Raw genomic sequence first — 25585 nt, 5'->3', positions numbered from 1 at the left:
CGGCGGGGGTGTCCGCGTGCGGCGAACACCCCCGACCCGGATCAGAAGACGGGACGCAACGGCATGTGCGCGGAGGTGCCGTCCAACTTCACCCCGAGGATCTGGTGGAGCTGCACGACGTCGCGCTCGAAGCCCAGCACGCAACCGGCCATGTACAGACGCCACACGCGCGCGGTCCCCTCGCCCACCTCGGCGACCGCCTCGTCCCAGTGCCGTTCCAGGTTGGCGCCCCAATGGCGCAGGGTCAGCGCGTAGTGCTCGCGCAGGTTCTCCTGGTGCCGGATCTCGAAGCCCGCGTCGTTCATCGCGGTCTGGATCGTCCCGGGCCCCTCCAACTCACCATCGGGGAACACGTAACGGTTGATCACGCCCTTGGTGTCCATGGGCTTGAGGTTGTTACCGGGCCGGGTGATGCAGTGGTTGAGCAGACGCCCTCCCGGCACCAGCTTGTCGTTGAGCGAGGCGAAGTAGGCGTCCAGGTTCCTCGCCCCGATGTGCTCGGTCAGACCGATGGAGCTGATCCGGTCGAAACTGCCGTCGGGCACGTCCCGGTAGTCCATGTGCCGGACCTCGGCGAGACCGCCCAGCCCCTCCTGGGCGATCTTCTTGGACCCCCATTCGGCCTGCTCCTTGGACAGGGTCACGCCGATGGCCTTGACCCCGTACTCACGGGCCGCGTGCCGCACCATGCCACCCCAACCGCACCCCACGTCCAACAGACGCATGCCCTCTCGAAGACCGAGCTTCCGAGAAATCAGGTCGTATTTACGGAACTGGGCGCTCTCCAACGCGCCGTCGAAGTCCCCGACCCGGTCCAGCCCCCCGTCCTCGTCGTCGAAGACCGCGCAGGTGTAGGTCATGGACGGCCCCAGGACCAGCTCGTAGAACTCGTTGGAGACGTCGTAGTGGTGGTGGATGACCTCGGCGTCGCGCCTCTTCGAATGGCGCGCCCCACGCCCGAGCAGAGTGCCTCGGCGCATCTCCTGGGGCGGCGGGGCCACCCGATTGACGAACTTGACCCAGCCGACGGAACGGACGATCTCGACCATGTCGCGGGCGGACACGTTGACGCCCTCGGCGAAGACGAAGTCCGCCATCCGTCTGAGCGCCGTGTACATGTCGCCCTCCAGTTCCAGGTGACCGGAGACGTAGGCGCGCGTCAGACCCACCGCGTTGGGCGATTGGGCCAGATAGTTGACGGCGACCGGCGTACGCACGCGCAGGGTGACGTCGCTGTGGGGATCCCCCGCGGAACTTCCGTCATAGGCGGTGAAACGGATGGGCGCGTCGTTTCCCACGACACGCTCGAAGATCTCTGCAAGCCGCATGCTCTCGTCCTTCCTCCTCGCGGACGCGACCCATGCCCACGGGTCGCCCCCGCCGGTGGTGTCCTGATGCTTCAGCGATTGCGTACGCACTTGGCGTACAGGTCCAGGAGACGCCCGTCCGGGTCGTAGGCCTCCTTGAGACCGCGATAGGCCGTGCCGTTGTACAGCTCCCAGAACTCGTCCTCGGAGTAGAAGGCGTCCGAGTAGAGGGACTTGTGACCGCCGAGCCGGGAGACCTCCTCCTCGACCCGACGGTTGTGGTGGGCGCGACGCTGCCCCGGCTTCATGTCGACCAGCCCCCAGAACCCGAAGTTCACGTAGAGCCGGTCGTTCTCCAACGGGTACAGCGGCCACACGTGCTCGTCGGAGGACATACCCGGGCGGCGGGGCTCGCGCAGCCGGAGCGGACACATCCACAACGGGGTCATGCCGATCTCGGAATGGAAGAAGTCGAGGAACTCCGCGCCGCGCTCCACCCCCACCTCGACGTCCTGGATGAGCGGCTCCTGCGGGGTGCGCCCACGGTAGTGGTTCAGCAACCGGGAGAAGTCGGTGCGCCGATCCCAGGCCACCAGACGGCGGTACACGTCGGAACGCTTGAGGGAACGGGGCCACAGCGGACGCACCAGCGGGTTCTGGGTACCGAAGGCCCGGGAGCACCAGAACCAGTCCGTGTCCCAACGCCACAGATAGTCGTGGATCGTGAGGTAGTCGCCCGGGCCCTCGCCCGCGTAGCGCGGAATGGACCGGTAGTAGATGTCGGTACCGGTGTAGTCGCTGGTCCAGGGCGCCCGATCGGTGAACCGGGCCAGCGTCAGATACAGCTCGTCCGGCGCGAAGGACACACCGTCGACGAAGTCGACCCGCTCCCCATCGTGGGAGGCCTCGTCACAGATGACCTCCAGGGCGGCCATGGCCTCGCCCGCGTCGGAGAAACGCAGGTGGCGCAGGTGCACGTAGGGAGAGACCGGCTCCAACTCGATACGCAACCGCAGGCCGTAGCCGAGCGTTCCGTAGGAGTTGGGGAAACCGTGGAAGAGATCGGAGTGGACGTTGTCACGGGTGGCCGTGACGACCTCGCCCGAACCGGTGAGGACCTCCATCTCCTGCACCGACTCATGGGGCAGACCGTTACGGAACGAGGAGGACTCGATCCCCAGACCGGTCACCGCGCCGCCCAGGGTGATGGTGCGCAGCTGAGGCACGACCATGGGCATCAGACCGTGCGGAAGGGTCCGCGCCACCAGCTCCTCATAGGTGGTCATCCCACCGACGTCGGCCAACCGTTCGACCGGGTCGATGGAGATCACCCCGGAGAAGGCGGACACGTCCAACGCCGGAGCCGACGAGGGCTCACGGAACCGGAAGAGGTTGGAGGTGGGCTTGGCCAGGCGGACCGGGGCGTCGGCCGGCAGCGCCCGATACTCCCGGCTCAGCCGCTGGACCGCCACCCGATGCTCGGCCATCCCCGTCGGGGGAGCGGTCCCCTCGATCGATCCCTGGTGCGGAGTGGTACCGGACTGCTCTCGGGTCATACCGGATCCCCTGACGGTTCGCGCGGCTCGGATCAGGTCGGCCAGAACCGGTCGCATGGCGTGCCGGGGCAGGCCGATCCCCTCAGTTCTACCTATCGGTAACGGTTCTGTGCCACCCCATTTCGCTACGTGTCTCACCCGTCGTCGTCCACGAGCGACCGGCGCGCACCCTTTCCGAGGGCGGCGACCCCCCGGTCACCCCGTGTGCCGGCGGCGTCACCGGCCGGCCCGCATAGGATCCCGTTACGTGCGCATCGCTCTCATCGACTCCGGCATCGGCATGCTGTCCACCGCCGCCGCTCTGCGCGCGGCACGACCCGACGCCGACCTGTACCTGTCCATGGATCCCGACCACATGCCCTGGGGCCCCCGAACGCCCGAGGAGGTGATCGGACGCGCCCTGGCCGGGGCCCGCGCCGCCACTCGGGCCGTGGCCGAGGACGGCGGTCGCCTGGACGCCGTGGTGGTGCCGTGCAACACGGCCTCGGTCCACGGACTGGACGCGCTGCGCGCCGAATACGAGCCCGGCGTTCCGGTGATCGGCACCGTCCCCGCCATCAAACCGGCCGCCGCCGCGGGCACCCCCATCGCGGTCTGGTCGACCGAGGCCACCACCCGCAGCGCCTACCAGCGCGGCCTGGTGGAGACCTTCGCCTCGAACCTGGAGGTCACCCCGGTGGCCTGTATCGGACTCGCCGAGGCGGTGGAGTCGGCCGACCCGCGCAGGATCACCGACGCGGTGGACTACGCGGCGGAACTGACCCCGCCCGAGGTACGCGGGGTGGTGCTCGGCTGCACCCACTACGACCTGGTCGGACAGCGGATCTCGGCGGCCCTCGGCGGAAGGGCCGCGCTGTTCACCGCCGCCGACGCGGTCGCCGCCCAGACACTGCGCCGGATCGGCACCGCCGAACCCCCGTCCGCGCGCGCCGGCCGGGTGCGGGTCCTGGCCAGCGGCCGACCCGCAGAACTGCCCGCCGCGGCGTTGAACTACCCGGCCGGCCGGTCGCTCCTCGACGGGGCCCGCGCCGACCGCTGATCCCGGGCCCGGCCCCACCGACCGGGCCCGCCCGGATCAACGCGCTTCGCGGACCCCCGCGGGCTGGACCATCCGGGTGACGGCCTCCGGCGCGGCGGCGACGCCCGGGTGCCCACCGGCTGCCGTCTCCCCGGTCGACAGGGCGCCCGCGGCGAGGGTCCGGACCAGGTCGCGCACCCCCGCGGTGTCGTTGTCGTGCATCAACGTCTCCAACAGCGACAGGGCCGCACGCTGGTCGCCCGGTTGCTCGCGGACATGCCGCCACTGGGGCTCGGTCGCCGCGTCGGACAACATCAGGGTGCGCCCCACCTGGCCGAGCGCGCTCAACAGGGCGGTGTCGTGCGGCCTGGCGGAGAGCGCCACGTTCACCTGTTCGGCCTGCTCCTCGGGGTCGACCTCCTCGGCGGGACGGGCCCGAAGGAACTCCAGGATGCCCTCCGACGGGGCCAGCGGGCGGATCGGCGCCATCGAACCCACCATCGACCGGGCCTCGGCCAGGTCTCCGGTGATCTCCTCGACCCCGCCGAGCTCTCCGATGAGCTGTTCGGCCCGCCGCGCGGAGCACTCCGCGACCCAACGGGCACCCCGACCGCAGGCCAGCCGGGTCGCGGCCAACGCCAGTTCGGCGCCGCGACGCGGAGCCCCCACCCGCTCGAAGTAACGCGACCAGGTGGTCACCCGCACGCCCAGCCGCCAGTCGTTGCGCACGCTCCCCTGGCAGACGAGGTTCTCCACCGCCTCGGTCCAGGCCGGGCGCAGATTCGGGCAGGCCTCGGCCTCCTCCACGGTGGGCAGCAGGGCGATGGCCTTACGGGCGTCGCACAACCCCAGTCGGGCCAGCCAGGACAGCAGACGGGCCCGTTCGAAACGGATCGAGCGGAGCAGAGCGGTCCGACGCGGATTGGCGCCGCGCTCCTCCTCCAACCCGAGTTCGGCCTCCAGCCGGTCCAGGGTCTCCAGCGCGTCGGTGTGCTTGTCCTGGTGTCGCAGGGCGCGCACCAGCGCGAACACCCCCTCCGCCCCCAGCAGGGCCGGCCCGGTGGCGGTGTGCTCGTAACGGCGCAGCTCCGCCTCGGCGCGGTCGGCCTGTTCCTCGTCGATGAGCAGATGCACCCTGGCCAGGGTGAACGCCGGCCAGGCCGGGGTGTCCTCCCAACCCGACAGGCTCCGCGCCGACAACAACTCGCGTCGGATCTCGGTGGTGCCCCGGGCGTCGATGTTGGACTGGCAGCGCACCAGCGACACCCGGGCCGAGACCGGCAGCGGACCGTGGGTGTGCGGAGCGGGCTCGTCCCGGGCCGCGGCCTCGGCCTGGGCCAGGGCGCGACGCCCCTCCCCCAGGGCCCCCACCCGGACCGCCAACGGCCAATAGGCCAGATAGAACAGGGTCGGCGGACCGAACACCCCGGGGACCGCGGCCTCCCGGTTACCGGCCTCGGCGACCAGACGTCGCGCCGTGCGCATCGCCGAACGCGCCACGGCCTCGACCTTGACCGAGTCGCCGGCCTCGCACAGTCGGGGCAGCCGGGTCACCGCCTCGGCCAACTCCTCCTGCCCCGCGGCGCGCAGTCGACGCGCCGTTTCCCCAGCCCATGTCCACATCGGCATGTCTTTCTCCCCCTGACCGAGCCGCGTGTGAACAGAACGTAGCAGCGTGGTGACCGAGCCGTCCGGAAAACACTTGAAACCGGTGCAGCCGGGGCACTCTCGGCCCACCTCGCTCGTTGTCCGAGTGGATAGACTCGCGCGCAGCCGAGTTTGCACGAGAACCGGACCCGCATTGAGGAGACGGCCACCGATGGGATGGCGAGACCGCTTCGGACTCCGCAAGGCCAACCGCAAGGGCAAGGCCCGGTTCGACCGGGCCGCCGAGGATTCGGATATCAAGGCACTGATCGAGTTCGCGAAGACCAGGGTCGGGGTGGAGTTCTTCGTCGAACCCGAGACCTTCGCGACCCGGGCCACCGCGGTCGCGGTCGCCACCGACGGCGAGTGGATCCGCCGCCGCTGTGGCTCCCCCGAGGTCCTGCGCAAGGTCGCGGCCGATCTGGCCGCCCCCGCCTATGACGTCCAGATCGTCGGCTACCCGCAGAGAATGCGCGACTGGACCGAACGCAACAAACGCGGCCTGTCCATGGACGACTGACCGCGTCGGACGGCACTCCGCCGGGTGTGGCGAACGTGAGAACGGCCACCCCGGCGCCTCTTTCCGCGCCCGCGAAACCCGTCAGCCGGTCATTTTGGGCATTGATGACGACTCCTTGCCGCGACTTCCTCGCCGAACGGGTTCCCTAACAGGCTCGATCCGTCGCATACTCACCTGGGAGGGGGGACTCCGATGAAGCAGGATCTCACTGCCCTGTGTTGCGAATGCGGCATGATCCGCAAGGTGAGCGACTACCAGAGTGTCGGCGAGGCGCAGTCCGCCTACGGGCTGGCCCGCTGCGTGGTCTGGCGCAAGTGCCGTTCGTGCGACTACCGCACCTACCACGCCTACCTGCGGTCCGACGAGGATCGCGACGAGCTGGAGGACGCCCTGCGTCTGGACGGGGCCCTGGCCGCCGAGGCCCTCGACGAGGAGGTCGAGCAGCTGCGGCTGTGCGGCGTCGAGGTCGGCCACGCCACCGTCCCGGCCATCTGGGACGGCCAGTCCGTGGGCATGGTGACCCAACGGCTCACCGACCACTCGTACTCGATCGTCCTGGACCCGGAGGCCTCGGTGGTCTCCAGACTCAAACTCATCGACATGATGTGGAGCGAGCTCCTGGTCGGCGAGCACGACGACCGCTGGCACATCCAGGAACCCGAGGACGACTCCCCCGGTTACGCGGTCCGTCTCTTCGGCTACCGCACACGAGGCTGAGGGTCCCGTTCCGGACGCCGTTCGGGACGGGACGCCGGTGGTCGAGGCCGGGCCGAGCCGCCCAGCCTCGTTCCGCGTCCCCTCAGGCCACACTCTCGCCCTCTTCGGCTCTCGCCTTCTCGGCCAGACGTCGCAGGGCCGAACGGGCCACCTCCGGATCGGCCGTTCCCCAATAGGGCGGGAGCGAGGAGCGGAGGAAACCCCCGTACCCCGCCGTGGCCAGCCGCGGGTCCAGGACGGCGATCACCCCGCGGTCGTCGGTGGAGCGCAGCAGTCGTCCGGTGCCCTGGGCCAGCAGCAGGGCGGCGTGGGTGGCCGAGACCGCCAGGAAGCCGTTGCCCCCGTGCGCGGACACCGCGCGCTGACGGGCCGAGGCCAGTGGGTCGTCCGGGCGTGGGAAGGGGATCCGGTCGACGATGACCAGCTGCAACGAGGGGCCCGGCACGTCGACGCCCTGCCACAGCGAGAGGGTGCCGAACAGGCAGGAGCGCTCGTCCTCGGTGAACCGCCGCACCAGTTGGCCGGTGGAGTCCTCTCCCTGGCACAGGATCGGCTGGTCCAGACGCTCGCGCAGCTCCTCGGCGGCCTGTTGGGCGGCGCGCATCGAGGAGAACAGTCCCAGGGCGCGTCCGTCGGAGGCCTCGATCAGCCCGGCGATCTCGTCCAGGTAGTCCTCGGACAGCCCGTCCCGGCCGGGTTTGGGCAGGTGGCGTGCGACGTAGAGGATGCCGCTGCGGGCGTGGTCGAAGGGCGAGCCGACGTCCAGTCCGCGCCAGCGGGGTTCTCCCTCCGCCCGGTGCGGGCCGTCGTTCCCGTCGTCGCCGTCGTCGCCGTCCTTCGTGGGGGCGGGGACCCCGACCGGTTCCAGGGGGCGGCCGGCGGCCCGGTCGGCCTCCTCGCGCGCGGCCTCGCGGCCCAGCCCCCATTGGCGGGCCAGGGCGGTGAAGTCGCCGCCCAGGGTGAGGGTCGCGGAGGTCAGAACGACGGTGCGGTCGCCGAAGAGTTTCTCCCGGAGCAGTCCGCCGACCCCGAGCGGGGCGACGTTGAGCGCGGGCGCGCGGGAGAGCGCCTTGGTCAGCCAGACGACCTCGGTGCGGTCGCGCAGTGGCGGCTCGTACGACTCCAGGATCCGGACGGCGGCCTCGCGGACCTCTTCCAGGGCGGCCAGGGCGAGTTTGCGATCGGAGGCCGTGTCGGGGTCGAGTTCGCCCGGGTTGGGGCCGATCGCCGTGACGCACGCCGCGGCGGCGTCGCGGACGGCGGCGACCGCTCCGGCCAGGCCCTCGTCGATGTGGTCGAGGCGTCCTTCGGGCACCTCGGTGAACATCAGGGCCAGGCCGTCGGCGCACTCGGTGAGACGTTCGGAGATGCCCGGTTCGACCAGTCGCGCGGCCCGTTTGGCGGCGGTGGTCACGGCGCGCTCGCTCAGGGAGCCGGTGGCCACCGAGGTGGCCCGGTCGACCAGTTCGTGGGCCTCGTCGATCATGATCGTGTCGTGTTCGGGCAGCAGGTGGTGGCCCTGCGACATGTCGATGGAGAGCATGGCGTGGTTGGTGACCACCACGTCGACCCCGGCGGCGGCCTCGCGGGCGAACTCGGCGAAGCACTCCTGGCCGAAGGAGCACACCCGGGCGCCCATGCACTCGTTGCCGCCCACCGAGACCTGGCGCCAGGCGAGGTCGCCGACGCCGGGGACGAGTTCGTCGCGGTCGCCGGTGAGGGTGTCCTCGGCCCATTCGTGCAGCCGCGCGACCTGGCGTCCCAGGGAGGAGAGCTGGCGGGGGTCGAAGAGTTCGGCGCCCTCGGCCTCCTCGTCCGTTCCGGCCTGGAGCCGGTTGCGGCACAGGTAGTTGCGTCGGCCCTTGAGCACCGCGAACGTGGGTTCGCGGGGCAGGAGCGGGGCCAGCGCGGCGGCCAGGCGTGGAAGGTCCCGGTCGATGAGCTGGTTCTGGAGCGCGATGGTGGCCGTGGAGATCACGACGGTGGTCTTGGAGGCCATCGCGCGTCTGATCGCGGGCACCAGATAGGCCAGGGACTTACCGGTTCCGGTGCCGGCCTGGACCACCAGGTGTTCGCGCCGTTCGACCGCCGCGGCGACGGCGTCGGCCATGGTCTGCTGTCCCTCTCGGCTGCTGCCGCCCAGGGCCTCGACGGCCGCGTCGAGGAGGGTGGGGACGTCGGGGAGATCTGCCACCCGTCGACAGTACCCGGATCCGGGGACAGGTTCGGCGTCGTCCACAGGCCGACCTCCCCGCCGTCGGGTCGAGGGCGGGGAGGTCGGTGGTCGGGGTTCAGCCCTGGGTGCGCAGGAGCTCCTCCAGACGGTCCATGGACTGTCGCGCCCCGTCCTCCATGCCGGAGGCGACCATCCCGTCCCGGTCCTCCACGCTCTGGAACACCGCGAGCGAGGTGTAGAGGGTGCGGCCCTCCGCCTCCTCCAGGGTGTGCCGTTCCAGGAGCACGTGGCCGGGCATCCCCTCGAACTCGAAGGTCTGGGTGAAGCCCTCCGGTTCCCGCGCGTCGTGGACGACGCCGTGGAAGGCGTACTCCTGTCCGTCGCGGTCCTTCTCCACGAACCTCCAGGAGCCGCCGGGCCGAAGGTCCAGCCGGTCGATGACCGTGGTGGTGGAGTCCAGCCCCCACCAACGGGTCAGCAGTTCGGGGTCGCTCATGGCCCGGTAGACGACGTCGCGCGGGGCGTCGAAGGTGCGGGTCATGACGATGTCCTGGCGTCCCGGTTCCGCGATGACCTCGAGGTCACTCATGGCTCTTCTCTCCCTTGTCGCTGCTCTGGATCCTGTTCAGTTCCTCGTCCAGGCGGGCGAACCTGTCCTCCCATCGTTCCCGGTAGCGGTCGATCCAACGATCGACCTCCTCCAGGGGGGCCGGTTCCAGGCGGCAGGGGCGCCATTGGGCGTTCCTGCCGCGCACGATGAGCCCCGCCCTTTCGAGGACCTTCAGGTGTTTGGAGATCGCCTGGAGGCTCATGGGGAACGGTTCCGCCAGTTCGTTGACGGTCGCCTCGCCTCGGGCCAACCGGGCGAGGATCTCCCGACGGGTCGGGTCCGCCAGCGCGGCGAAGGTGAGACTGAGCGGGTCGTCCGCCACTATTCAACCTTTCAGTTGATCAACCACTAAGTTGATTATGCGCTTCGAAGCCTCCCCGGTCAAGGGACGAACCCGCGTTCTCCGATCGGGCGAACCGGGGGCGCCCCTCCGCCCTGGCGTTCCCTCGCCCGGACCCGGAAACGCGAGAACCCCGCTCCCGTTACCCGGGAGCGGGGTTCTCGTACCGTCTGTTACGTGGAGCTATGGGGATTCGAACCCCAGACCTCCTCCATGCCATGGAGGCGCGCTACCAACTGCGCCATAGCCCCTTGAAGCCGTGATCATGATTCTAGCGGATATCGCGGGGTGGGTTCGACGTGTTCCCGCCCACGCCCCTCCCGCCCCGGCCGCCGTTCCCCCGCTCCTCGGTGGAACGACGGGGCTGGAGGCCCGGCCGGAACGGAACGTATTCTGAAGGTCCGACACGAGGAGGTCGGTGTGACGACGTCCGAGAACCCTCAGATACGAGCACTACGACGTTGGGACGAGCACGGAGCGCCGTGGCGGGTCCTGGAACGGACCGCGACCCGGGTGACCGTCTCCCTGGAGACCTGCGACGACGGCACCGAGGTGGACCGTCTCACCTCGTCCGATCCCGAATTCCTGGCCTTGGTCGCCCGTCTCTCGCAGGCGAAGGAGGAGAACGGGGCCTGAACGTGTGCGCCGCGTGGGCCGGAGGGCCCGGGCGCCCCGTCAGGCGGGGATGACCCCGGCGCGCGCCAAGTGGTCGCGCAGACCGCGGGCCAACGGCACCTCGTCGAGTTCGTCCGGGGCGAACCAGCGCACGTCCTCCGCGTCGTCCCCGGCCCGCGGAACGCCGGCGATGACGGTGGCCGCGAAGTCGCGCACCTCGTACACCCGGCCGTCACCGGCCGGGATCTCCACGGTCCACAGTTCACGCCCGATCTCGACGACGAGCCCGGTCTCCTCCAGCGTCTCCCGGGCGGCCGCCCTCGCGAAGGTCTCCCCCGGCTCGACCGAGCCCCCGGGCACGGACCAGCGGCCCTTCTCCGGTTCCGTCCCCCGCAGGACGAGCAGCAGCCGTCCCAGGCCGTCGGTGACGACGGTGCCGGCCGCGGGAACGCGTTCGGTGGTCCGGCCGGGTTCGGGATCGGGTACGTCGTGGGCGTCGACCATGAGCGGATTCTACTCACGCCCTCTCCGCTCCCCAGAGGGCCGGAACGACGAAAGGACCCCGTCCCGCGATTTCGCGGGACGGGGTCCGAAGATCGTCGATCCAGTGGAGCTATGGGGATTCGAACCCCAGACCTCCTCCATGCCATGGAGGCGCGCTACCAACTGCGCCATAGCCCCTGGTCTGCCGGACGGTTTCCCCGTTCGGCATGGCAGTACTCTACCGGATTTCAAGAGCCGGTCGAACCAGAGTCGAACGCCGGGGGTCCCGGGGGTTGCGCGGGGGCTCCCGGGAGCGGAGGCGACCCGGCGCGAAGGTGAATATCCTGGGGGTGTGCCCGAATCCAAGCTTGAAATCCAGATGCTCCACGATCGCCTGTTGGTGAAGGCGGTCCCGGACAAGAGTGAGCGGCGCAGCAGCGCCGGTCTGGTCATCCCGGACACGGTGAAGTTGGCGACCCGGCTCGCGTGGGGCGAGGTCCGCGGCGCGGGGACCGGCGCCCGGCACGTGAAGACCGGAGACCGTGTGCTCTTCGACCCCGAGGAGCAGGGTGAGGTCGAGTTGAACGGCGAACGGTACGTCATCCTGCGGGAGCGGGACGTGCACGCGATCGCGAACGAGGCCCCGGAGCGGGGCACCGGCCTGTACCTGTAGGGCCGGGCGTCGACGTTCGAGAGCCGGGGGCCGCGATGGCGACCTCCGGCTCCGTCGTGTCCGCGGTCAGTCGCGCCGTTCCCGGGCGAGTGCCTTGACCAGCGACATCACGCACATGTTGTGCGACTCGAAGACCGGCACCCTGGCGATGGACGAGTACGTCCAGCCCGAGTAGAGCATGGACCACAGGAGCTGCTGGGCCCACAGCGGGGTGATCCGGGGATCGATGCTGCCGTCCTCGTGGCCGCGTTCGACGAGTTCGTAGAGGGCGAGGTCGCCTGGGCCGCAGTCCTGTTCCTCCTGAGCGCTGTTCTCGCTCTCCCCCTCGAAGGCGAGCAGGGCGACCTTGCGCAGGGCGAAGTACTCGGAGGCCAAGCGGGAGAAGGCCTCCAGGGCGGTGCCCTCGTCGACCCGGGCGCGTTCGGTGGCCTCGTTGATGAGCTCCTCGGCGTAGTCGCCCAGCGCGGCGACGAGATCGGCGCGTTCGGCGAAGTAGCGCTGGAGGGTACTGCGCGCCACCCCCGCCTCGGCCGCCACCTGAGAGAGGGGCGCCGACCGATTCTTCGCCAGCACCTCGACCGCCGCGTCCAAAATCGCGCGTCGGGTGCGTGCTCGGGTCCTCGTCTCGTCTTCTGAGGGAGAGCTCTTCACCATGCCCTCATCCTAGAGTGATGGGTATCTTCTTGACAATAATGGGTCACACATGACCTAATTCAGATCATGACTGATCATTCCCCGACCGACGAAAGACCTCCCATCGCGCCCGCGTCCCCCGAGCCCCGATTCGCGCAACTGCGCGTGCTCTGGTCCTTCGTGCGCCCGCACCGCTCCAAGCTCCTGCTCGGACTGGTCCTGGCCCTGCTCGGGTCCGCCTTGGAACTGGCCAACCCGATGGTGATCAAGCTGGTCCTGGACACCGTGTCCGACGCGGGTTCCCTGGCCATGCCGATCGCGATCCTGCTCTGCCTGTTCGTCAGCGGCCTCGTCTTCGGCATGTGGCACTGGATCGTGCTGGGCACCGTCGCGGAGAAGGTCGTCCTGGACGCGCGCGCCTCCCTCGTGCGCCGCTACTTCCGGGCCGCGCTGCTCCCCCTGAGCCGCCGTTCCTCCGGGGAGCTCGTCACCCGGGCCACCTCCGACACCGTCCTGCTGCGCGAGGCCGCCTCCAGCAGCGTCATCAGCCTGATCAACGGCGGGGTCCTGCTCATCGGGACCCTGATCATGATGGGCGTGCTGGACCTGGTCCTGCTCGGGGTCACCGTGACCGCCGTGGTCATCGTGACGATCCTGTTCCTCACCCTGATGCCGGCCATCGCCAAGAGTCAGGAGAAGGCCCAGGCCTCCCTCGGTCTGATGGGCGGAATCCTCGAAGGCTCCCTGCGGGCGATCCGCACCGTCAAGGTGAGCCGCGCCGAGGAACGTCTGGGCTCCCACATCCTCGAACACGCCGAGGAGGCCGCCGAGCACGGCGTCCGCGCGGTGCGCCGGCAGGCCGTGGCCTGGACGCTCGCCTTCGGCGGTGTCCAGCTCGCCATCATCGCCATCCTCGCCGTCGGCGCCCTGCGCGTCTCCTCGGGCGAGATCGGTGTCTCCACCCTGGTGGCCTTCCTGCTGTACGCGTTCTCCCTGATGAACCCGGTCATGGAGCTCTCCCAGAGCGTGACCACGCTCCAGTCCGGCATCGCCGCCGCCAAGCGCATCCGCGAGGTGGAGGCCATCCCGCTCGAACCGGACGCGGAGCCCCTCGACGGGCCCGCCACCGGGCCGGACCCTCGCCCCACCGGCGATCGCACCGGCCCGCTGTTGGAGCTGCGCGGGGTCACCGCCCGCTACGCCCCCGGGGCCGCCGCCGCGCTGGACCGGGTCGACCTGACCGTCCCCAGGCGAGGTCACACCGCCATCGTGGGCCCCTCCGGAGCCGGCAAGACCACGGTGCTCTCCCTTCTCCTGCGTTTCCTGGAGCCCGAACACGGCGAGCTGCTGCTGGACGGCACCCCTTACCGGGAGCTGTCCCCCGGTCGGGTCCGGGGACGTTTCTCCTACGTCGAGCAGGACACACCGGTGGTGCCCGGCACCATCCGCGACAACCTGCTGTTCACCCGTCCCGAGGCGGGCGAGGACGAGGTGCGCCGCGTCCTCGACGAGGTCCGGCTGACCGAGAAGATCGAGGCCTTGGACGAGGGGCTGGACTCGCCCTTGGACTCCACCTCGCTCTCCGGCGGGCAGCGTCAGCGCATCGCCCTGGCCCGCGCCCTGCTCGGTTCCCCGGACGTGCTGCTGTTGGACGAGGCCACCTCCCAGGTGGACGCGATCACCGAGGCCGCCATCACCGAGAGCGTGCGCCGTCAGGCCGACCGCGGCTCGGTGATCACCATCGCGCACCGCCTGTCGACGGTCATCCACGCCGACCGCATCCTGCTGATGGAGGAGGGCCGGATCCGTGCCCAGGGCACGCACGAGGAACTCCTGGAACGGGACTCCCTGTACCGGGAGCTCGTCGCGGCCCTGCACATCGGAGGGAACGACGAGCGGGGACGGGAAGAGGTCGTCACAGGGGTCTCCCCCCTCTGAGCTCCCGGCAGTACCATCCACCGCAGAGCGGGTCGTAGGGCGCGAACGGCCCGCTCGCCGCGGCCGCCGGGGCGCTCGCCCCGGCCCCGCGGCGACCTGTCCGACCGTGCGCTCCCCCGGCGCACGGGACCCCGGCGCCTCGGCGCACGGAAGGGATTCATGAGCGACTACGCCCGATACCAGGACGGTGTCTACGCCGACGCGACCAACGGTGTGCTGCCGCACCTGCCCTACGATCACGACGAGCTGCGGGACCGGGCCCGCGAGATCCTGGACCCCGGACCGTTCGGCTACGTGGAGGGGAGCGCCGGGCGCGAACGTACGGCGGACGCCAACGTCGAGGCCTTCTCCCGTTACGCGTTGAGGCCCCGAGGGCTGCGGCCCGGCGCCGAAAACGCCGGGGACACGGGCGTCACCCTGTTCGGCGAACGGTACCCCTCTCCCCTGCTGACCGCCCCGGTCGGGGTGCTGGAGCAGGTGCACCCCGAAAGCGAACGGGCCCTGGCCCGGGGCGCGAACGCCCTGGGTGTCCCGGTGGTGCTGTCCACGGCCGCCTCCACCTCGATGGAGGAGGTCGCCGAGGTCGCCGACTCCTGGTGGTACCAGCTCTATTGGCCGGGGGACGACGAGCTGGCCGAGTCGTTCGTGCGTCGGGCCACCGCCGCGGGTGCGCGGGCGATCGTGGTCACCACCGACACCTCGCGGCTGGGTTGGCGTCCCCGCGACCTCTCCCAGGGGCATCTGCCGTTCCTGCGCGGTCAGGGCACGGCGAACTACTACGGCGATCCGGTCTTCAGGTCCCGTCTGAAGGAGGAGCCGGAACCGGGAGGGGTGTTGACCGAGGCGGTCCTGCACTTCCTCGGGTCCTTCTCCAACCGGGCGTTGAGCACCGACAACATCGCCCGGATCCGCGAGTGGACGGACCTGCCCGTCCTGGTCAAGGGGGTCGTACGCGCGGACGAGGCCGAGGAGCTGGTCGACGCGGGGATCGACGGGATCGTGGTGAGCAACCACGGCGGTCGGCAGGTGGACGCGGCGGTGGCCGCGCTGGACGCGCTGCCCGAGGTCGTCGAGGCCGTGGGCGACCGGGCCGAGGTCCTGTTCGACTCCGGTGTCCGGTCGGGTGCGGACGTGGTGGTGGCGATGGCCCTGGGCGCCAAGGCCGTCCTGGTGGGCCGCCCCTGGGTGTACGGGCTGGCCGTGGACGGCGCGGCCGGGGTCGAGCACGTACTGCGGTCGATCCTGGCCGAGGTACAGATCACCGCCGAGCTGATGGGGCGTGACGTCGCCGACCTGAGCGCCGACGACGTCCGTCGGCGCCCCTGAGGACGACGGTGTCCCGGGCCTCGTGCGGGGCCCGGGACACCGGTCGTCGGGTCAGCCCTTGACCGCTCCCGAGGTCAGCCCCGCCACGATCCTGCGTTGAAGGATCAAGGCGAAGACGATCAGCGGGAGGGAGACCAGTACCGAGGCGGCCATGATCTGGCCGATCGGGTTCTCGTAGCCGACCCGTTCGAAGGTGCCCACGAAGACCGGAACGGTCTGCACGTTCAGATCGCGCGGAGCGAACGAGAAGGCCAGCAGGAACTCGTTGGTCGCGTACACGAAGGTCAGGATCGACGCCGCGCCCACACCCGGCGCCGCCAACGGCGCCACCACCTTCAGGAAGGCCTGGAAGGGCGTGGCACCGTCGACCTTCGCCGATTCCTCGATCTCCTTGGGGATACCGGAGAAGAAGGTCGCGAGGATGAAGATGGACAGCGGCAGGGTCAGCGCCACGTACGGCACGACCATGCCCGTGTAGGAGTTGAGCAGGTTGATCCCGGTCCACTCGTTGAGCCGCATGTACATCTGGTACAGCGGGTTGACCAGGGCCACCGGCGGGAACAGCGTCGCCACCAGGGTCGCCGCGAGCAACGCGAACTTGCCCGCCAAGGGGAGCCGCGCCAGCGCGTACCCGGCCAGCGAGGCCACGGGGATGCAGATCAGCGTGGTCGCGGCCGCCACGATCAGCGAGTTGCGCAACGCGAAGTGGAAGCCCTGCCCGAGGACCTCCTCGTAGTTCCCGAAGGAGAACGGCCCTTGGAAGATGTTCGGGTCCGTCAGCGCCGCCGAGCCGGTGCGCAGGCTGGTCATCGCCATCCACAGGAACGGGAAGAGGCACCAGAGCAGGACGACGAGCAGGCCCAGCAGCTTGAGGGCGTTGGTCACGGCCGGAGGCACGTCACGTCGTGGCCTGGAGGCCGTCCGAACGGGTTTCCGGGTCTGTTCGGCGCTCATCGCCTCTCCTTCCGACCCACGTCGCCGACCATGTGCCGGCCCATCCGGCTGATGAAGGCCAGGCCGACGAGCATGACGATGACGAACGTGACCGTGGACAGCGCGTTGGCGTAGCCCAGTCGCGGTTCCGCGACCAGGAACCGCTGCGCGTACACCGACAGGGTGGCCAACGAGTTCGAGTAGCCGGAGAACACGTAGGCGAAGTCGAACATCCGCAGCGCGTCCACGGTGCGGAACAACAACGCCACCACGATCGCCGGGCGCAGCAGCGGCAGGGTGATCGACCAGAAGCGCTGGAGCGCCCCGGCGCCGTCCACCTTGGCCGCCTCGTAGTAGTCCCGGGGGATGGTCTGGAGTCCGGCCAGGAGCAGGAGCGCCACGAACGGCGCGGTCTTCCAGACGTCGGCGCTGATGATGCCGACCATGGACCAGGCCGGGTCGCGGAGCCAGTTGATGTCCGCGCCCAGGACCCAGTTCACGAACCCGGGGTTGTGGTCGAACATGTACCGCCACACCTGGGCGGCGACGGCGGTCGGGATCACCCATGGCACGAGGATGACCGCCCGGGTCAACCCGCGGCCGACGAAGGCCTGGTGCATGATGAGCGCGAACGCCATCCCGACGACGAACTCCAGGGACACCGACGCCACGGTGAAGATCAGCGTGTTCTTGGCGGCGTTCCAGAAACCGGGGTCGGTCAGGACGTCGACGTAGTTGGCGACGCCGACGAGGTCCCGGCTGAAGCCGCGGATGTTGTAGAGGCTCAACCCGACGGCGTAGAACACCGGGAAGAGCGCGAGCAGGGCCATGAAGCCGAGCGACGGGGCGAGGAAGATCCGCCCCATCGCCCGTTCTCCCAGACCCTGGGCTCGCCTGCGTACGGACCCGACGGCGCCGGGCGCAGGAGCGGGGTTACTGCTCATCGAGGCCTAGTCCTGCGCGAGCGCGTCGTTCGCGGCGTCGTCGACGGCCTGGAGGGCGGTCGCGGCGTCCTGCTGTCCGAGGAAGGCCGGGTGCAGGCTGTCCTGGACGGCCAGGGACAGCGAGTTGTAGCCGGGCACCGGCGGGCGGGCCTGGGCCTCGGCGAGGATGTCGCCGAGCATCTCGAAGTCGGGGTCGTCGGCGTCCTCGTAGGTGCTGAGCATGGTCGGGGGCAGACTGTGGTCGGCCAGGATCGCCTGGGCCTCGGGGGCGGTGGCGGCCCACAGGACGAACTCGCTCGCGAGCTCCTTGTTGTCGCTGAGGCTGCTGACCGCGTTGTTGAGACCGCCCAGGGCGCTCGTGGTCCCCTCACCGGTGAAGGTGGGCAGCGGGGCGACGGCGAATTCGCCGGCGACCGCGCTCTCCTCGCCGTCCTCCCCCTCCAGGAGCGGGATGGCGTAGGGCCAGTTGCGCATGTAGACGGCCTCGCCCGCCTGGAAGAGGGCGCGGGCGTCGTCCTCGACCATCGAGTCGTAGCCCTCGGCGTAGAAACCGTTCTCACGGCTCTCGATCATGAAGTCCAGGGCCGTGGTCGCGGCGTCGCCCTCCAGGAAGGTGGAGGTCTCCTGGCCCTCGTCGAAGAGTTCGCCGCCCGCGGACCAGAACATCTCCAGGTAGCTGACGACGAAGCCCTCGTACTGGTCGCCCTGGCCGACGAAGGGGGCGATGCCCTCCTCCTCGGCGGCCTCCATGCCGGTCTCGTAGAGCTCCTCCCAGGTCGTGGGGGGCTCGTCGATCAGGTCGGTGCGGTAGTAGAGGAAGGCGCCGTTGGAGGAGTACGGGAGGGCGTAGAGCTCCTGCTGCCACTGGGAGCTGTCGATGGCGCCGGGGAGGCTGACGCCCTCGATCTCGCCGCGCATGTCCTCCAGGCTCTCGATGTAGCCGAACTCGGCGAACTCGCCGGTCCAGATGACGTCGAGGCCCAGGACGTCGAACTCGCCGGCCTGGCTCTGGAGGTCCTGGAACATGGCCTGGCGCTGCTCGTCGGCCGTGGGCGCCAGGAAGAAGACCTCGACCTGCCGGTCCGGGTTGTTCTCGTTCCACAGGCGGGCGACGTCCTCGTGGATCTGTCGGTCGGCTCCGGTGACCGCCCAGACGAACTGGGGGTCGTCCGCGAGTCCGGCGCTCTCGCCCTCACCCTCGGGCTCCTGGCCCGGGGGCTCACCGCAGGCGGCGGTCAGGGTCAGGGCCAAGGCGGCCAGGGCCGCGCCGCTCGCGCGCAGCAGACGCCTCCGGTGTGGAAAAACTGACATGGCTCTCCTTTCGCGCCCGTACGGGGGAGAGGGCGCGCGTGAGGTTTCGAGGTGTCGGGACCCGATCCCCTCCAATTGACCGAAAACGATGCCATTATGACTGTGATGTAGTCAACATAAAGGGACAACACCAGTCACTGGGGCACTTGAGCGGGGGTGATAGGCCCGGTCCGAAACCCCGAAAACGTTGCCAACCTCTGGCACTCGCTTCTAACGTGAACCCATGTCTCAGCGCCCGCCGAGCATGCGCGACGTCGCCCGGCGCACCGGAGTGTCCCTGTCCACGGTCTCCCGGGTCCTTCGTGACGCCCCGGGGGTCGCCCCTCACGTGCGCGAACGCGTCAGGGCCGCCGCCGAGGAACTGTCCTACGTGGTCTCCCGCAACGCCTCGGGGCTGGTCACCGGCCGCACCGGACGCGTGGCCGCGGTCCTGCCCCGGTTGGGCCCCTGGTACTTCGGCACGGTCCTGTCCGGTCTGGGCGACGTCCTCTCCGAGGCCGGCCTGGACCTGCTCGTCTACCGACTCGGCTCCCAGGAGGCCCGCGACACCTGGCTGCGCGACCTGCCTCCCCGACGCAACGCGGACGCCGTCATCACCCTGTCCATGGACCTCACCGAGGACGAATACCGCAGGATGGACCGGATCGGGGTCCCCTTGGTCTTCACCGGGCAACGGGTCCCCGGACGCTCCTGCGTCCACGTCGACAACCGCGCCGGGACCCTGGGCGCCACCCGCCACCTGCTCAACCTCGGGCACAGCCGCATCGCCTACATCGGTACGCACGGTGAGCACGGGGGCAAGGAGAGTGTGGTGGAACGGCTGTCCGGATACACCGAGGCGATGATCGAGTCCGGACACACCCCCTGGCACGTGGCCAAGTCGGCCGGCCACCGGGGAGGCGAGCACGGGATGGGGGAACTCCTCTCGGCGGCCGACCCGCCCACCGCGGTCCTGGCCGAGACCGACGAGATCGCGCTCGGAGCCCTGCGCTCCCTGCGCCGGGCCGGGGTGCCGGTACCGGAGGCGATCTCGCTCGTCGGGTTCGACAACCACGAGGCCGCCGCCGTCCTCGACCTGACCACCGTCGACCAGGAGCCCCGGCGCATCGGCGCGGAGGCCGGACGGCTGGCCTTGGAGGCGCTGCGCGAGCCCGCGTCGACCGGCACCCACGTGTGCACGCCCACCCAGCTACTCCTGCGCCGGTCGACCGCCGCGCCCAGGAGCACCCGCGGTCTGTCCTGACCGCACGCAGAAACACACGAGACGAACCGAGGAGCCCCCCATGCGACAGTGGTGGCGCGACGCCGTGCTCTACCAGGTCTACCCCCGCAGCCTCGCCGACTCCGACGGGGACGGCGTCGGCGACCTGAGGGGGATCACCGAACGGTTGGACCACATCGCCGCCCTGGGCGCGGACGGGATCTGGCTCTCGCCCTTCTACCCCTCGCCCTGGGCCGACGGCGGCTACGACGTCTCCGACTTCCGCGGGGTCGACCCGTCCCTGGGCACCCTCGCCGACTTCGACGCGCTGGTCGCCTCCGTGCACATGAGGGACCTGCGCGTGATGATCGACATCGTGCCCAACCACACCTCCGAGGAGCACGCCTGGTTCCGGGCCGCCCTGGCCTCCCCCGACGCCCCCGAGCGGGACCTGTACGTCTTCCGGGACGGCCGGGGCCCCGACGGATCGGAACCGCCCACCAACTGGCGCTCCACCTTCGGCGGTCCGGCCTGGACACGGGTCCCCGACGGGCAGTGGTACCTGCACATGTTCGCCCCGGAACAACCCGACCTGAACTGGGGTCACGAGCGGGTGCGCGAGGAGTTCCGCGACATCCTGCGCTTCTGGAGCGACCGGGGGGTGGACGGTTTCCGGATCGATGTGGCCTACGCCCTGGTCAAGGACCTCGACCCGCTGCGCGACCTGGTGCTCGTGGAGGGCGGCCGTTTCGAGGACATCGCCGCCAACCCCGACCACCCCTTCCTGGACCGCCCCGAGGTGCACGAGGTCTACCGGGACTGGAACCGGGTGCTGTCCGCCTACGATCCGCCGCGCGCCACCGTCGCCGAGGTGTGGCTTCCGGGCGAGCGCCGGGTGCTCTACACCCGCCCGGACGAACTCGACCAGGCGTTCAACTTCGAGTTCCTCCTGACCCCCTGGGACGCCTCCGCCTACCGGGAGGTCATCGCCTCCTCACTGACCGACGCCGAACGGGTGGGCACCGTCCCGACCTGGGTGACCGAGAACCACGACGTGGTGCGCGTGCCCTCCCGGCTGGGGCTGCCCTCGGGGACCGACCTGCGCCGGTGGCTGCTCTCCGACGGGCGCGACCCCGAACCCGACCGGGACCTGGGGCGGGCCAGGGCGCGCGCCCTGGCCCTGCTCACCCTGGCCCTGCCCGGATCGGCCTACGTCTACCAGGGCCAGGAGCTGGGGCTCCCGGAGGTGGCCGACCTGCCCGTCGAGGCGTTGGAGGACCCCCGGTGGCGGGGCGGCGAACACACCGACAAGGGGCGGGACGGCTGTCGGGTCCCCCTCCCCTGGACGCGAGGGGGCGACTCCTTCGGTTTCGGCCCGGCCGGCTCCTGGCTGCCCCAGCCCTCCTGGTGGGGCGAGTACTCGGTCCTGGCCCAGGACGAGGATCCGGGTTCGACCCTGTGGCTGTACCGGAACGCGCTGCGGCTGCGTCGCGGTTTCTCCTCGGACGAGACGCTGGTCTGGGACGAGGGGCTGAACCGGGGCCAGGTACTGGCGTTCCACCGCTCCGACGTGCTGATCGTGGTCAACACCGGGGAGGCCCCGGTACGGCTGCCCCGGGGCGAGGTGCTGCTGTCCAGCGCCGAGCCGGACGGTGAGCTCCCCGGGAACAGCACGGTGTGGATGCGCCCCACCGACCGCCCCGCCTCCGGTTCAGGAACGCCGTAGGAGCGGCTGGGTACTGCACCGGAAGGACCCGCCCAACGACCGGGTGATGGAGAAGTCCACGTACTCGACCTCGACCCCGCGGGCCCGGATCCGCTCCCCGACGTCCTCGAACCGGGGGTCGGTGACGTAGGTCCGCGGGTCGATCGGCAGACCGTTGACCGCCAGGGCTGTGGCGCGGTCCAGGTCGACCGGGATCCGCTCCCATTCCCGCAGGACCCGCGGCACCCCGTCGAGCAGGGCCTCCTCGCACACCACCATCAGCCCCTCGCGGACCAGGCCGAGGGCGCAGTCCAGGTGGAGGATCCGTTCGTGCAGACGGACCGGCTCCACCGTGTACCCCGGCGGTTCGAGGTACTTGGCGAGCCACCGCGCTCCCAGGAGGTTCGAGGCGAGCCCGGAGTACCCCACGAAGACGTGGTCGCCGAGCACGAGCACGTCCCCTCCTTCGAGGAAGGGCCCACGCCCGAGGGAGGGGTCGTCGGGCTCTGGGATCTCCGGCGCGGGCACGGCGACGTATCCGCAGTCCGCCGGATAGACGTGCTCCATGAGGAGATCGCGCATGGGGAGCGCCTCCGTCCGGCGGTGCCGGAACCGCATCGAGGCCTCGATCACCCGGTCGCCCACGACGAAGAACGGATCACGGGCGAAGAAGTTCGCGTAGCCGTCGGAACCCGCCGCCGTCTTCTCCGGGCGGGTGAGCGCCCGCGGTCTCAGCACCCGGACGCCACGACGCTCCAGAACCTCGCGGAACCGTTCCCGCTCCCGTTCCCAGGCGGCCTGGCGTTCCGGTGCCCCGTCCCGCATGTCCCGGCCGACCGGGTCGTCCGCCCAGTCGTCGGCGAGGAAACGGGCGTCGGGCGAGTCGGCCGCGGACTCGGGGATCATCACCTCGCTCCGGGCGAGGACCACGGTTCTCAGTGGGGCGAACTCGTTCTCCACCCGAATCTCGTCCACGTCGGCCTCCTTCACCGGAAACTACCCCCCTGCCATGGGCGAGGTCTCTCATGACACGGCCCCGTCCGGGGAGGACCCCACCTGTTCCAGACCGCGGGCGAGTGGAGGACCGTCTCCGACCTCCACGCCTCCTAGCGTGCTCCCATGAACGACGCACAGCGGGATCCGCGTGGGATCCACCCTTTCCGCATCGACATCCCCCAGGGGGAACTGACCGATCTGAACGCACGTCTGGCCGCCACCCGTTGGCCGGCCGGGGCGCCCGGGGCGGGCTGGGAGCGCGGGGTGCCGGTCTCCTATCTGAAGGAGCTCGTCGAGCACTGGCGCACCGGCTACGACTGGCGCGTCCACGAGGCGGAGATCAACGCCCACCCCCAGTTCGTCACCGAGGTGGACGGTCAGACCGTGCACTTCCTCCACGTCCATTCGCCCGAGCCCGACGCCGTGCCGCTGCTCCTACTGCACGGCTGGCCGGGGACGTTCGCCGACTTCCTGGACGTGATCGGGCCGCTGTCCGACCCGCGCTCGCACGGTGGTGACCCCGGCGACGCGTTCCACCTGGTGATCCCCTCCCTGCCGGGGTTCGGCCTCTCCGTCCCCCTGGCCGGCCCCGGCATGGACGTCGCCCGCATGGCCGGGGTGTTCGTGGAGCTGATGGACCGGCTGGGGTACGACCGCTACGGGGTCCAGGGCTACGACACCGGTTCCCTCGTGGCGCCGGAGGTGGGGCGTCGGGCGCCCGATCGGGTGATCGGGGCGCACCTCAACGCCCTGCTCGCCTTCCCTTACGGGGACGAGGACACCGAGGGTCTGGAAGGGGCCGACCTGCGCCGTTGGGAGGCGATGCGCGACTTCAACGACGCCTACCTGAGGTGCAACTCCCTGCGTCCCTGGACGGTGGCGTACGGGCTGACCGATTCGCCCGTGGGACAGCTCGCCTGGATGGTGGAGAAGTTCAAGGAGCTCTCCATGCCCGAGGAGGCCCTTCCGGAGGAGAGCATCGACCGCGACCGGATCCTCACCACCGTCTCCCTGTACTGGCTGACCGCCACCGCCGGTTCGTCGGCGCAGATCTACTACGAGGAGATGAGCGCGAACGACTGGAGCGCCGACGAGGGCTCGGACGACTCGTGGGAGACCCCGGCCGGGGTGCCGACCGGGGTACTGCTCTCGGCCCACGACGTGACGGTGCGCCCCTGGGCCGAACGCGATCACGACATCGTGCGCTGGACCGAGGCGGGCCGGGGCGGCCACTTCCTGTCGTTGGAGGAGCCGGAGGTACTCGTCGACGACGTCCGCGCCTTCTTCCGCGCCCTGCGCTGATCCCCGTGCGCGGTCGGACGGGGCTCAGGGAGCGGTGGCCCGGACCGCCTCGGCGAACGCGCGGATCCGCTCGTTCTCGGTCGCCGTGCGCCACACCAGGGCCCATCGCGCCGGCGGCGCGTCGACGATCGGTCGGTACACCAGCGCGGGCAGCGGGAGGTATTCGGCGGCGTGCGCGTGCATGGGCGAGACCGCCTCGCCCGTGGCCAGGATCGGGATCATCTCCTCCGAGGTCGTGACCGTCGGCCCGAGGGGAACGGGTCTGCCGCTCGGAGTACGGCTCGGGACCAGTCCCTCCCGCCAGTACTCCGGTCGCGCGCCTCCCATCACCGGTACCTCGGCGAGATCCTCCAAGGACACCGTCCGGGCCGCCGCGAGGGGGTGGGAGGCGGACATGGCGAGCGTCTCCATCGGCGGGCCCCTTCGGGCAGGAGGCGGGGTCAGAGGACGATCGCGATCGCCAGGGAGACGGCGGCGCCCACCGAGGTCAGGGTGCGAACGAGATGGGCGGTGTTCCAACGCCTCTCGAACCCTAGCCGTGCCTCGGCGAGGTCCGCCGCGGTGTCACTCCGCGCGGCTTCGAGATCCCGGTTCAGGGGGACGTTGACCGCCGCGGTGATCACGAACGTCGCGACGGAGCAGACCGCTCCGGCGACGAGCCACGGGGGCGACGTGCCCTCGGGCCGGAGTACGGCCACGATGATGGCGAGTACGGGCGCCCCCAGGAACACGCTCATGAACAGGCCGTTGAGGACGGCCCGATCGATCGCGCGGAACGTGGTCACGTACGTGGCGTCGTCGACCCGTCGCAGCCCGGGGACGACCGAGCAGGCGAAGGCGAAGAAGGTGCCCGCCAGTAGGCCGTTGCACAGGACCGCCGCGATCAGTGCCGTGATGGATACCGGGTTCATGCGAAGCCCTTCGCTCTCATGGGGTCCCCCCGCCGTGCCCCGGCCGGGATGGGTCGGTGTTCGTCACGCCGCTTCCTCGGGCGCTCGAACATACTCCTCCACGACGACGCCCGAGCCGAAGACGCGGACTGGCTCGCCGACGCCGCACGGGACTTCGACGGTTTCGTCGCGGACCGTGTCGGTGTGCGAGAACGCTGGGGCGTCCCGTCCGAGGTCTTCTGGTTCACCTCGGACGAGCACTACATCGGTTCCCTGGTCGTGCGCCATGAACCGCCCGAGGACGACCTGGGCGGTCACATCGGCTACCACGTCGTCCGACCGTGGCACCGGCGGGGCCACGCGACGGAGATGCTCCGTCAGGCGACGGTGATCGCCCGCGGCCTCGGCATCGACCGACTCCTTCTCACCGTCGAGGAGGACAACGGGCCTTCCCTGCGGGTCATCGAGAAGAACGGCGGCGTCCACGACAGGAGGAACCCCGACGGTCAACTGCGTCTGTGGATCGACACCGCCTCGGTCCCGTCGGACGGGTGACCCCGGAGAACGCGAAGAACCCCGCCTCGCGTGAGCGTGAGACGGGGTTCTCGATGCCTTATATAAGTGGAGCTATGGGGATTCGAACCCCAGACCTCCTCCATGCCATGGAGGCGCGCTACCAACTGCGCCATAGCCCCTTGTGGGAGTCTTCCGGGCCCGTGCCCTTCCGACTCCCTGAACCTTAGC

25 protein-coding genes and 3 tRNA genes are annotated in these 25585 nt (G+C 70.3%); 11 read left to right on the top strand and 17 right to left on the bottom strand.

Features of this window, described 5'->3' with window-relative positions; all coding sequences use genetic code 11:
* Positions 1–41: 41 nt before the first annotated feature.
* Positions 42–1328 (bottom strand): SAM-dependent methyltransferase, encoded by a 1287-nt coding sequence (locus TR33_RS20695; protein ID WP_042284835.1) that lies wholly within the window; start codon positions 1326–1328, stop codon positions 42–44.
* A 71-nt stretch (positions 1329–1399) separates the two neighbouring features.
* The gene (locus tag TR33_RS20690) at positions 1400–2863 is read right to left on the bottom strand and encodes an FAD-binding oxidoreductase (RefSeq protein ID WP_042284973.1); all 1464 of its coding nucleotides are present in this window, start codon (positions 2861–2863) and stop codon (positions 1400–1402) included.
* Positions 2864–3110: 247 nt separating this feature from the next.
* Between TR33_RS20690 and TR33_RS20685 the strand changes: the two genes are divergently transcribed.
* Complete coding sequence (locus TR33_RS20685; RefSeq protein ID WP_042284833.1) at positions 3111–3902, top strand: glutamate racemase; 792 nt, start codon at positions 3111–3113, stop codon at positions 3900–3902.
* Between the two features lie 36 nt (positions 3903–3938).
* Here TR33_RS20685 and TR33_RS20680 read toward each other — a convergent pair whose 3' ends face one another.
* Positions 3939–5510, bottom strand: a complete 1572-nt coding sequence (locus tag TR33_RS20680; RefSeq protein WP_017533811.1) for a hypothetical protein — start codon at positions 5508–5510, stop codon at positions 3939–3941.
* Between the two features lie 190 nt (positions 5511–5700).
* Between TR33_RS20680 and TR33_RS20675 the strand changes: the two genes are divergently transcribed.
* Both TR33_RS20675 and TR33_RS20670 read left to right on the top strand, forming a co-directional pair.
* Entirely contained in the window at positions 5701–6048 is a 348-nt protein-coding gene (locus TR33_RS20675; protein ID WP_014910687.1) for a hypothetical protein, read from the top strand.
* A 192-nt stretch (positions 6049–6240) separates the two neighbouring features.
* Positions 6241–6765: a DUF6315 family protein gene (locus tag TR33_RS20670; protein ID WP_014909350.1), complete on the top strand. Its 525-nt coding sequence runs from the start codon at positions 6241–6243 to the stop codon at positions 6763–6765.
* Between the two features lie 82 nt (positions 6766–6847).
* Here the strand turns inward: TR33_RS20670 and TR33_RS20665 are convergent, their stop codons facing one another.
* The 4 genes from TR33_RS20665 to TR33_RS20650 all read right to left on the bottom strand — a co-directional run bounded on the left by TR33_RS20665 (position 6848) and on the right by TR33_RS20650 (position 10142).
* A complete protein-coding gene (locus TR33_RS20665; RefSeq protein WP_042284970.1) occupies positions 6848–8959 on the bottom strand; it encodes an ATP-dependent DNA helicase in 2112 nt (703 codons plus the stop codon).
* A 97-nt stretch (positions 8960–9056) separates the two neighbouring features.
* Entirely contained in the window at positions 9057–9530 is a 474-nt protein-coding gene (locus tag TR33_RS20660; protein ID WP_042284831.1) for an SRPBCC family protein, read from the bottom strand.
* The gene (locus TR33_RS20655; protein WP_017533808.1) at positions 9523–9873 is read right to left on the bottom strand and encodes an ArsR/SmtB family transcription factor; all 351 of its coding nucleotides are present in this window, start codon (positions 9871–9873) and stop codon (positions 9523–9525) included. The genes TR33_RS20660 and TR33_RS20655 overlap by 8 nt, the downstream gene beginning before the upstream one ends.
* Positions 9874–10069: 196 nt before the next feature.
* Positions 10070–10142 (bottom strand) — tRNA-Ala (locus TR33_RS20650).
* Between the two features lie 169 nt (positions 10143–10311).
* On the opposite strand from TR33_RS20650, the gene TR33_RS20645 reads away from it, so the two are divergent.
* Positions 10312–10527 carry a hypothetical protein gene (locus TR33_RS20645; RefSeq protein ID WP_017533807.1) on the top strand — a complete coding sequence of 72 codons (216 nt, stop codon included), beginning with the start codon at positions 10312–10314 and terminating at the stop codon, positions 10525–10527.
* A 39-nt stretch (positions 10528–10566) separates the two neighbouring features.
* Here TR33_RS20645 and TR33_RS20640 read toward each other — a convergent pair whose 3' ends face one another.
* Positions 10567–11010: an NUDIX domain-containing protein gene (locus tag TR33_RS20640; RefSeq protein WP_042284829.1), complete on the bottom strand. Its 444-nt coding sequence runs from the start codon at positions 11008–11010 to the stop codon at positions 10567–10569.
* 104 nt (positions 11011–11114) lie between these two features.
* Positions 11115–11187, bottom strand: a tRNA-Ala gene (locus TR33_RS20635).
* A gap of 181 nt (positions 11188–11368) precedes the next feature.
* On the opposite strand from TR33_RS20635, the gene TR33_RS20630 reads away from it, so the two are divergent.
* Complete coding sequence (locus tag TR33_RS20630; RefSeq protein WP_017583449.1) at positions 11369–11662, top strand: GroES family chaperonin; 294 nt, start codon at positions 11369–11371, stop codon at positions 11660–11662.
* Between the two features lie 66 nt (positions 11663–11728).
* On the opposite strand, the gene TR33_RS20625 is transcribed toward TR33_RS20630, so the two are convergent.
* Positions 11729–12316 (bottom strand): TetR/AcrR family transcriptional regulator, encoded by a 588-nt coding sequence (locus tag TR33_RS20625; protein ID WP_041561655.1) that lies wholly within the window; start codon positions 12314–12316, stop codon positions 11729–11731.
* Positions 12317–12460: 144 nt separating this feature from the next.
* On the opposite strand from TR33_RS20625, the gene TR33_RS20620 reads away from it, so the two are divergent.
* Both TR33_RS20620 and TR33_RS20615 read left to right on the top strand, forming a co-directional pair.
* The gene (locus TR33_RS20620; RefSeq protein ID WP_042284827.1) at positions 12461–14233 is read left to right on the top strand and encodes an ABC transporter ATP-binding protein; all 1773 of its coding nucleotides are present in this window, start codon (positions 12461–12463) and stop codon (positions 14231–14233) included.
* Between the two features lie 159 nt (positions 14234–14392).
* Positions 14393–15559: an alpha-hydroxy-acid oxidizing protein gene (locus TR33_RS20615; RefSeq protein WP_042284825.1), complete on the top strand. Its 1167-nt coding sequence runs from the start codon at positions 14393–14395 to the stop codon at positions 15557–15559.
* Positions 15560–15610: 51 nt separating this feature from the next.
* On the opposite strand, the gene TR33_RS20610 is transcribed toward TR33_RS20615, so the two are convergent.
* From TR33_RS20610 to TR33_RS20600, 3 genes are all read right to left on the bottom strand, one after another.
* Positions 15611–16513, bottom strand: a complete 903-nt coding sequence (locus TR33_RS20610; RefSeq protein ID WP_017533802.1) for a carbohydrate ABC transporter permease — start codon at positions 16511–16513, stop codon at positions 15611–15613.
* On the bottom strand, positions 16510–17358 hold the full coding sequence (locus TR33_RS20605; RefSeq protein WP_014911081.1) for a carbohydrate ABC transporter permease: 849 nt from the start codon (positions 17356–17358) through the stop codon (positions 16510–16512). Before TR33_RS20605 ends, TR33_RS20610 begins: the two co-directional genes overlap by 4 nt.
* Before the next feature lie 84 nt (positions 17359–17442).
* The gene (locus TR33_RS20600) at positions 17443–18747 is read right to left on the bottom strand and encodes an ABC transporter substrate-binding protein (RefSeq protein WP_026124863.1); all 1305 of its coding nucleotides are present in this window, start codon (positions 18745–18747) and stop codon (positions 17443–17445) included.
* Positions 18748–18970: 223 nt separating this feature from the next.
* On the opposite strand from TR33_RS20600, the gene TR33_RS20595 reads away from it, so the two are divergent.
* Positions 18971–19990, top strand: coding sequence for a LacI family DNA-binding transcriptional regulator (locus TR33_RS20595; RefSeq protein WP_026124862.1), 1020 nt, complete (start codon positions 18971–18973; stop codon positions 19988–19990).
* A 40-nt stretch (positions 19991–20030) separates the two neighbouring features.
* Positions 20031–21674 carry a glycoside hydrolase family 13 protein gene (locus TR33_RS20590; protein WP_042284823.1) on the top strand — a complete coding sequence of 548 codons (1644 nt, stop codon included), beginning with the start codon at positions 20031–20033 and terminating at the stop codon, positions 21672–21674.
* On the opposite strand, the gene TR33_RS20585 is transcribed toward TR33_RS20590, so the two are convergent.
* The gene (locus TR33_RS20585) at positions 21660–22628 is read right to left on the bottom strand and encodes a dimethylarginine dimethylaminohydrolase family protein (protein WP_199806167.1); all 969 of its coding nucleotides are present in this window, start codon (positions 22626–22628) and stop codon (positions 21660–21662) included. The two genes, TR33_RS20590 and TR33_RS20585, sit on opposite strands and share 15 nt — an antisense overlap.
* A 144-nt stretch (positions 22629–22772) precedes the next feature.
* Between TR33_RS20585 and TR33_RS20580 the strand changes: the two genes are divergently transcribed.
* A complete protein-coding gene (locus TR33_RS20580) occupies positions 22773–23951 on the top strand; it encodes an epoxide hydrolase family protein (protein ID WP_017533798.1) in 1179 nt (392 codons plus the stop codon).
* 24 nt (positions 23952–23975) lie between these two features.
* On the opposite strand, the gene TR33_RS20575 is transcribed toward TR33_RS20580, so the two are convergent.
* Complete coding sequence (locus TR33_RS20575) at positions 23976–24362, bottom strand: LysR substrate-binding domain-containing protein (RefSeq protein ID WP_017533797.1); 387 nt, start codon at positions 24360–24362, stop codon at positions 23976–23978.
* Between the two features lie 29 nt (positions 24363–24391).
* Complete coding sequence (locus TR33_RS20570) at positions 24392–24862, bottom strand: anthrone oxygenase family protein (RefSeq protein WP_042284822.1); 471 nt, start codon at positions 24860–24862, stop codon at positions 24392–24394.
* Between the two features lie 183 nt (positions 24863–25045).
* Between TR33_RS20570 and TR33_RS20565 the strand changes: the two genes are divergently transcribed.
* Positions 25046–25396, top strand: a complete 351-nt coding sequence (locus TR33_RS20565; RefSeq protein WP_369386058.1) for a GNAT family N-acetyltransferase — start codon at positions 25046–25048, stop codon at positions 25394–25396.
* A 67-nt stretch (positions 25397–25463) separates the two neighbouring features.
* Here TR33_RS20565 and TR33_RS20560 read toward each other — a convergent pair.
* Positions 25464–25536 (bottom strand) — tRNA-Ala (locus TR33_RS20560).
* Positions 25537–25585 lie beyond the last annotated feature (49 nt).

Origin of the sequence: Nocardiopsis alba (assembly GCF_000710955.1) — a bacterium.
Classification (GTDB): Bacteria; Actinomycetota; Actinomycetes; order Streptosporangiales; family Streptosporangiaceae; genus Nocardiopsis; species Nocardiopsis alba.
The sequence above is the reverse complement of the archived record's forward strand: the minus strand, read 5'-3'. Positions and strand labels throughout refer to the sequence as shown.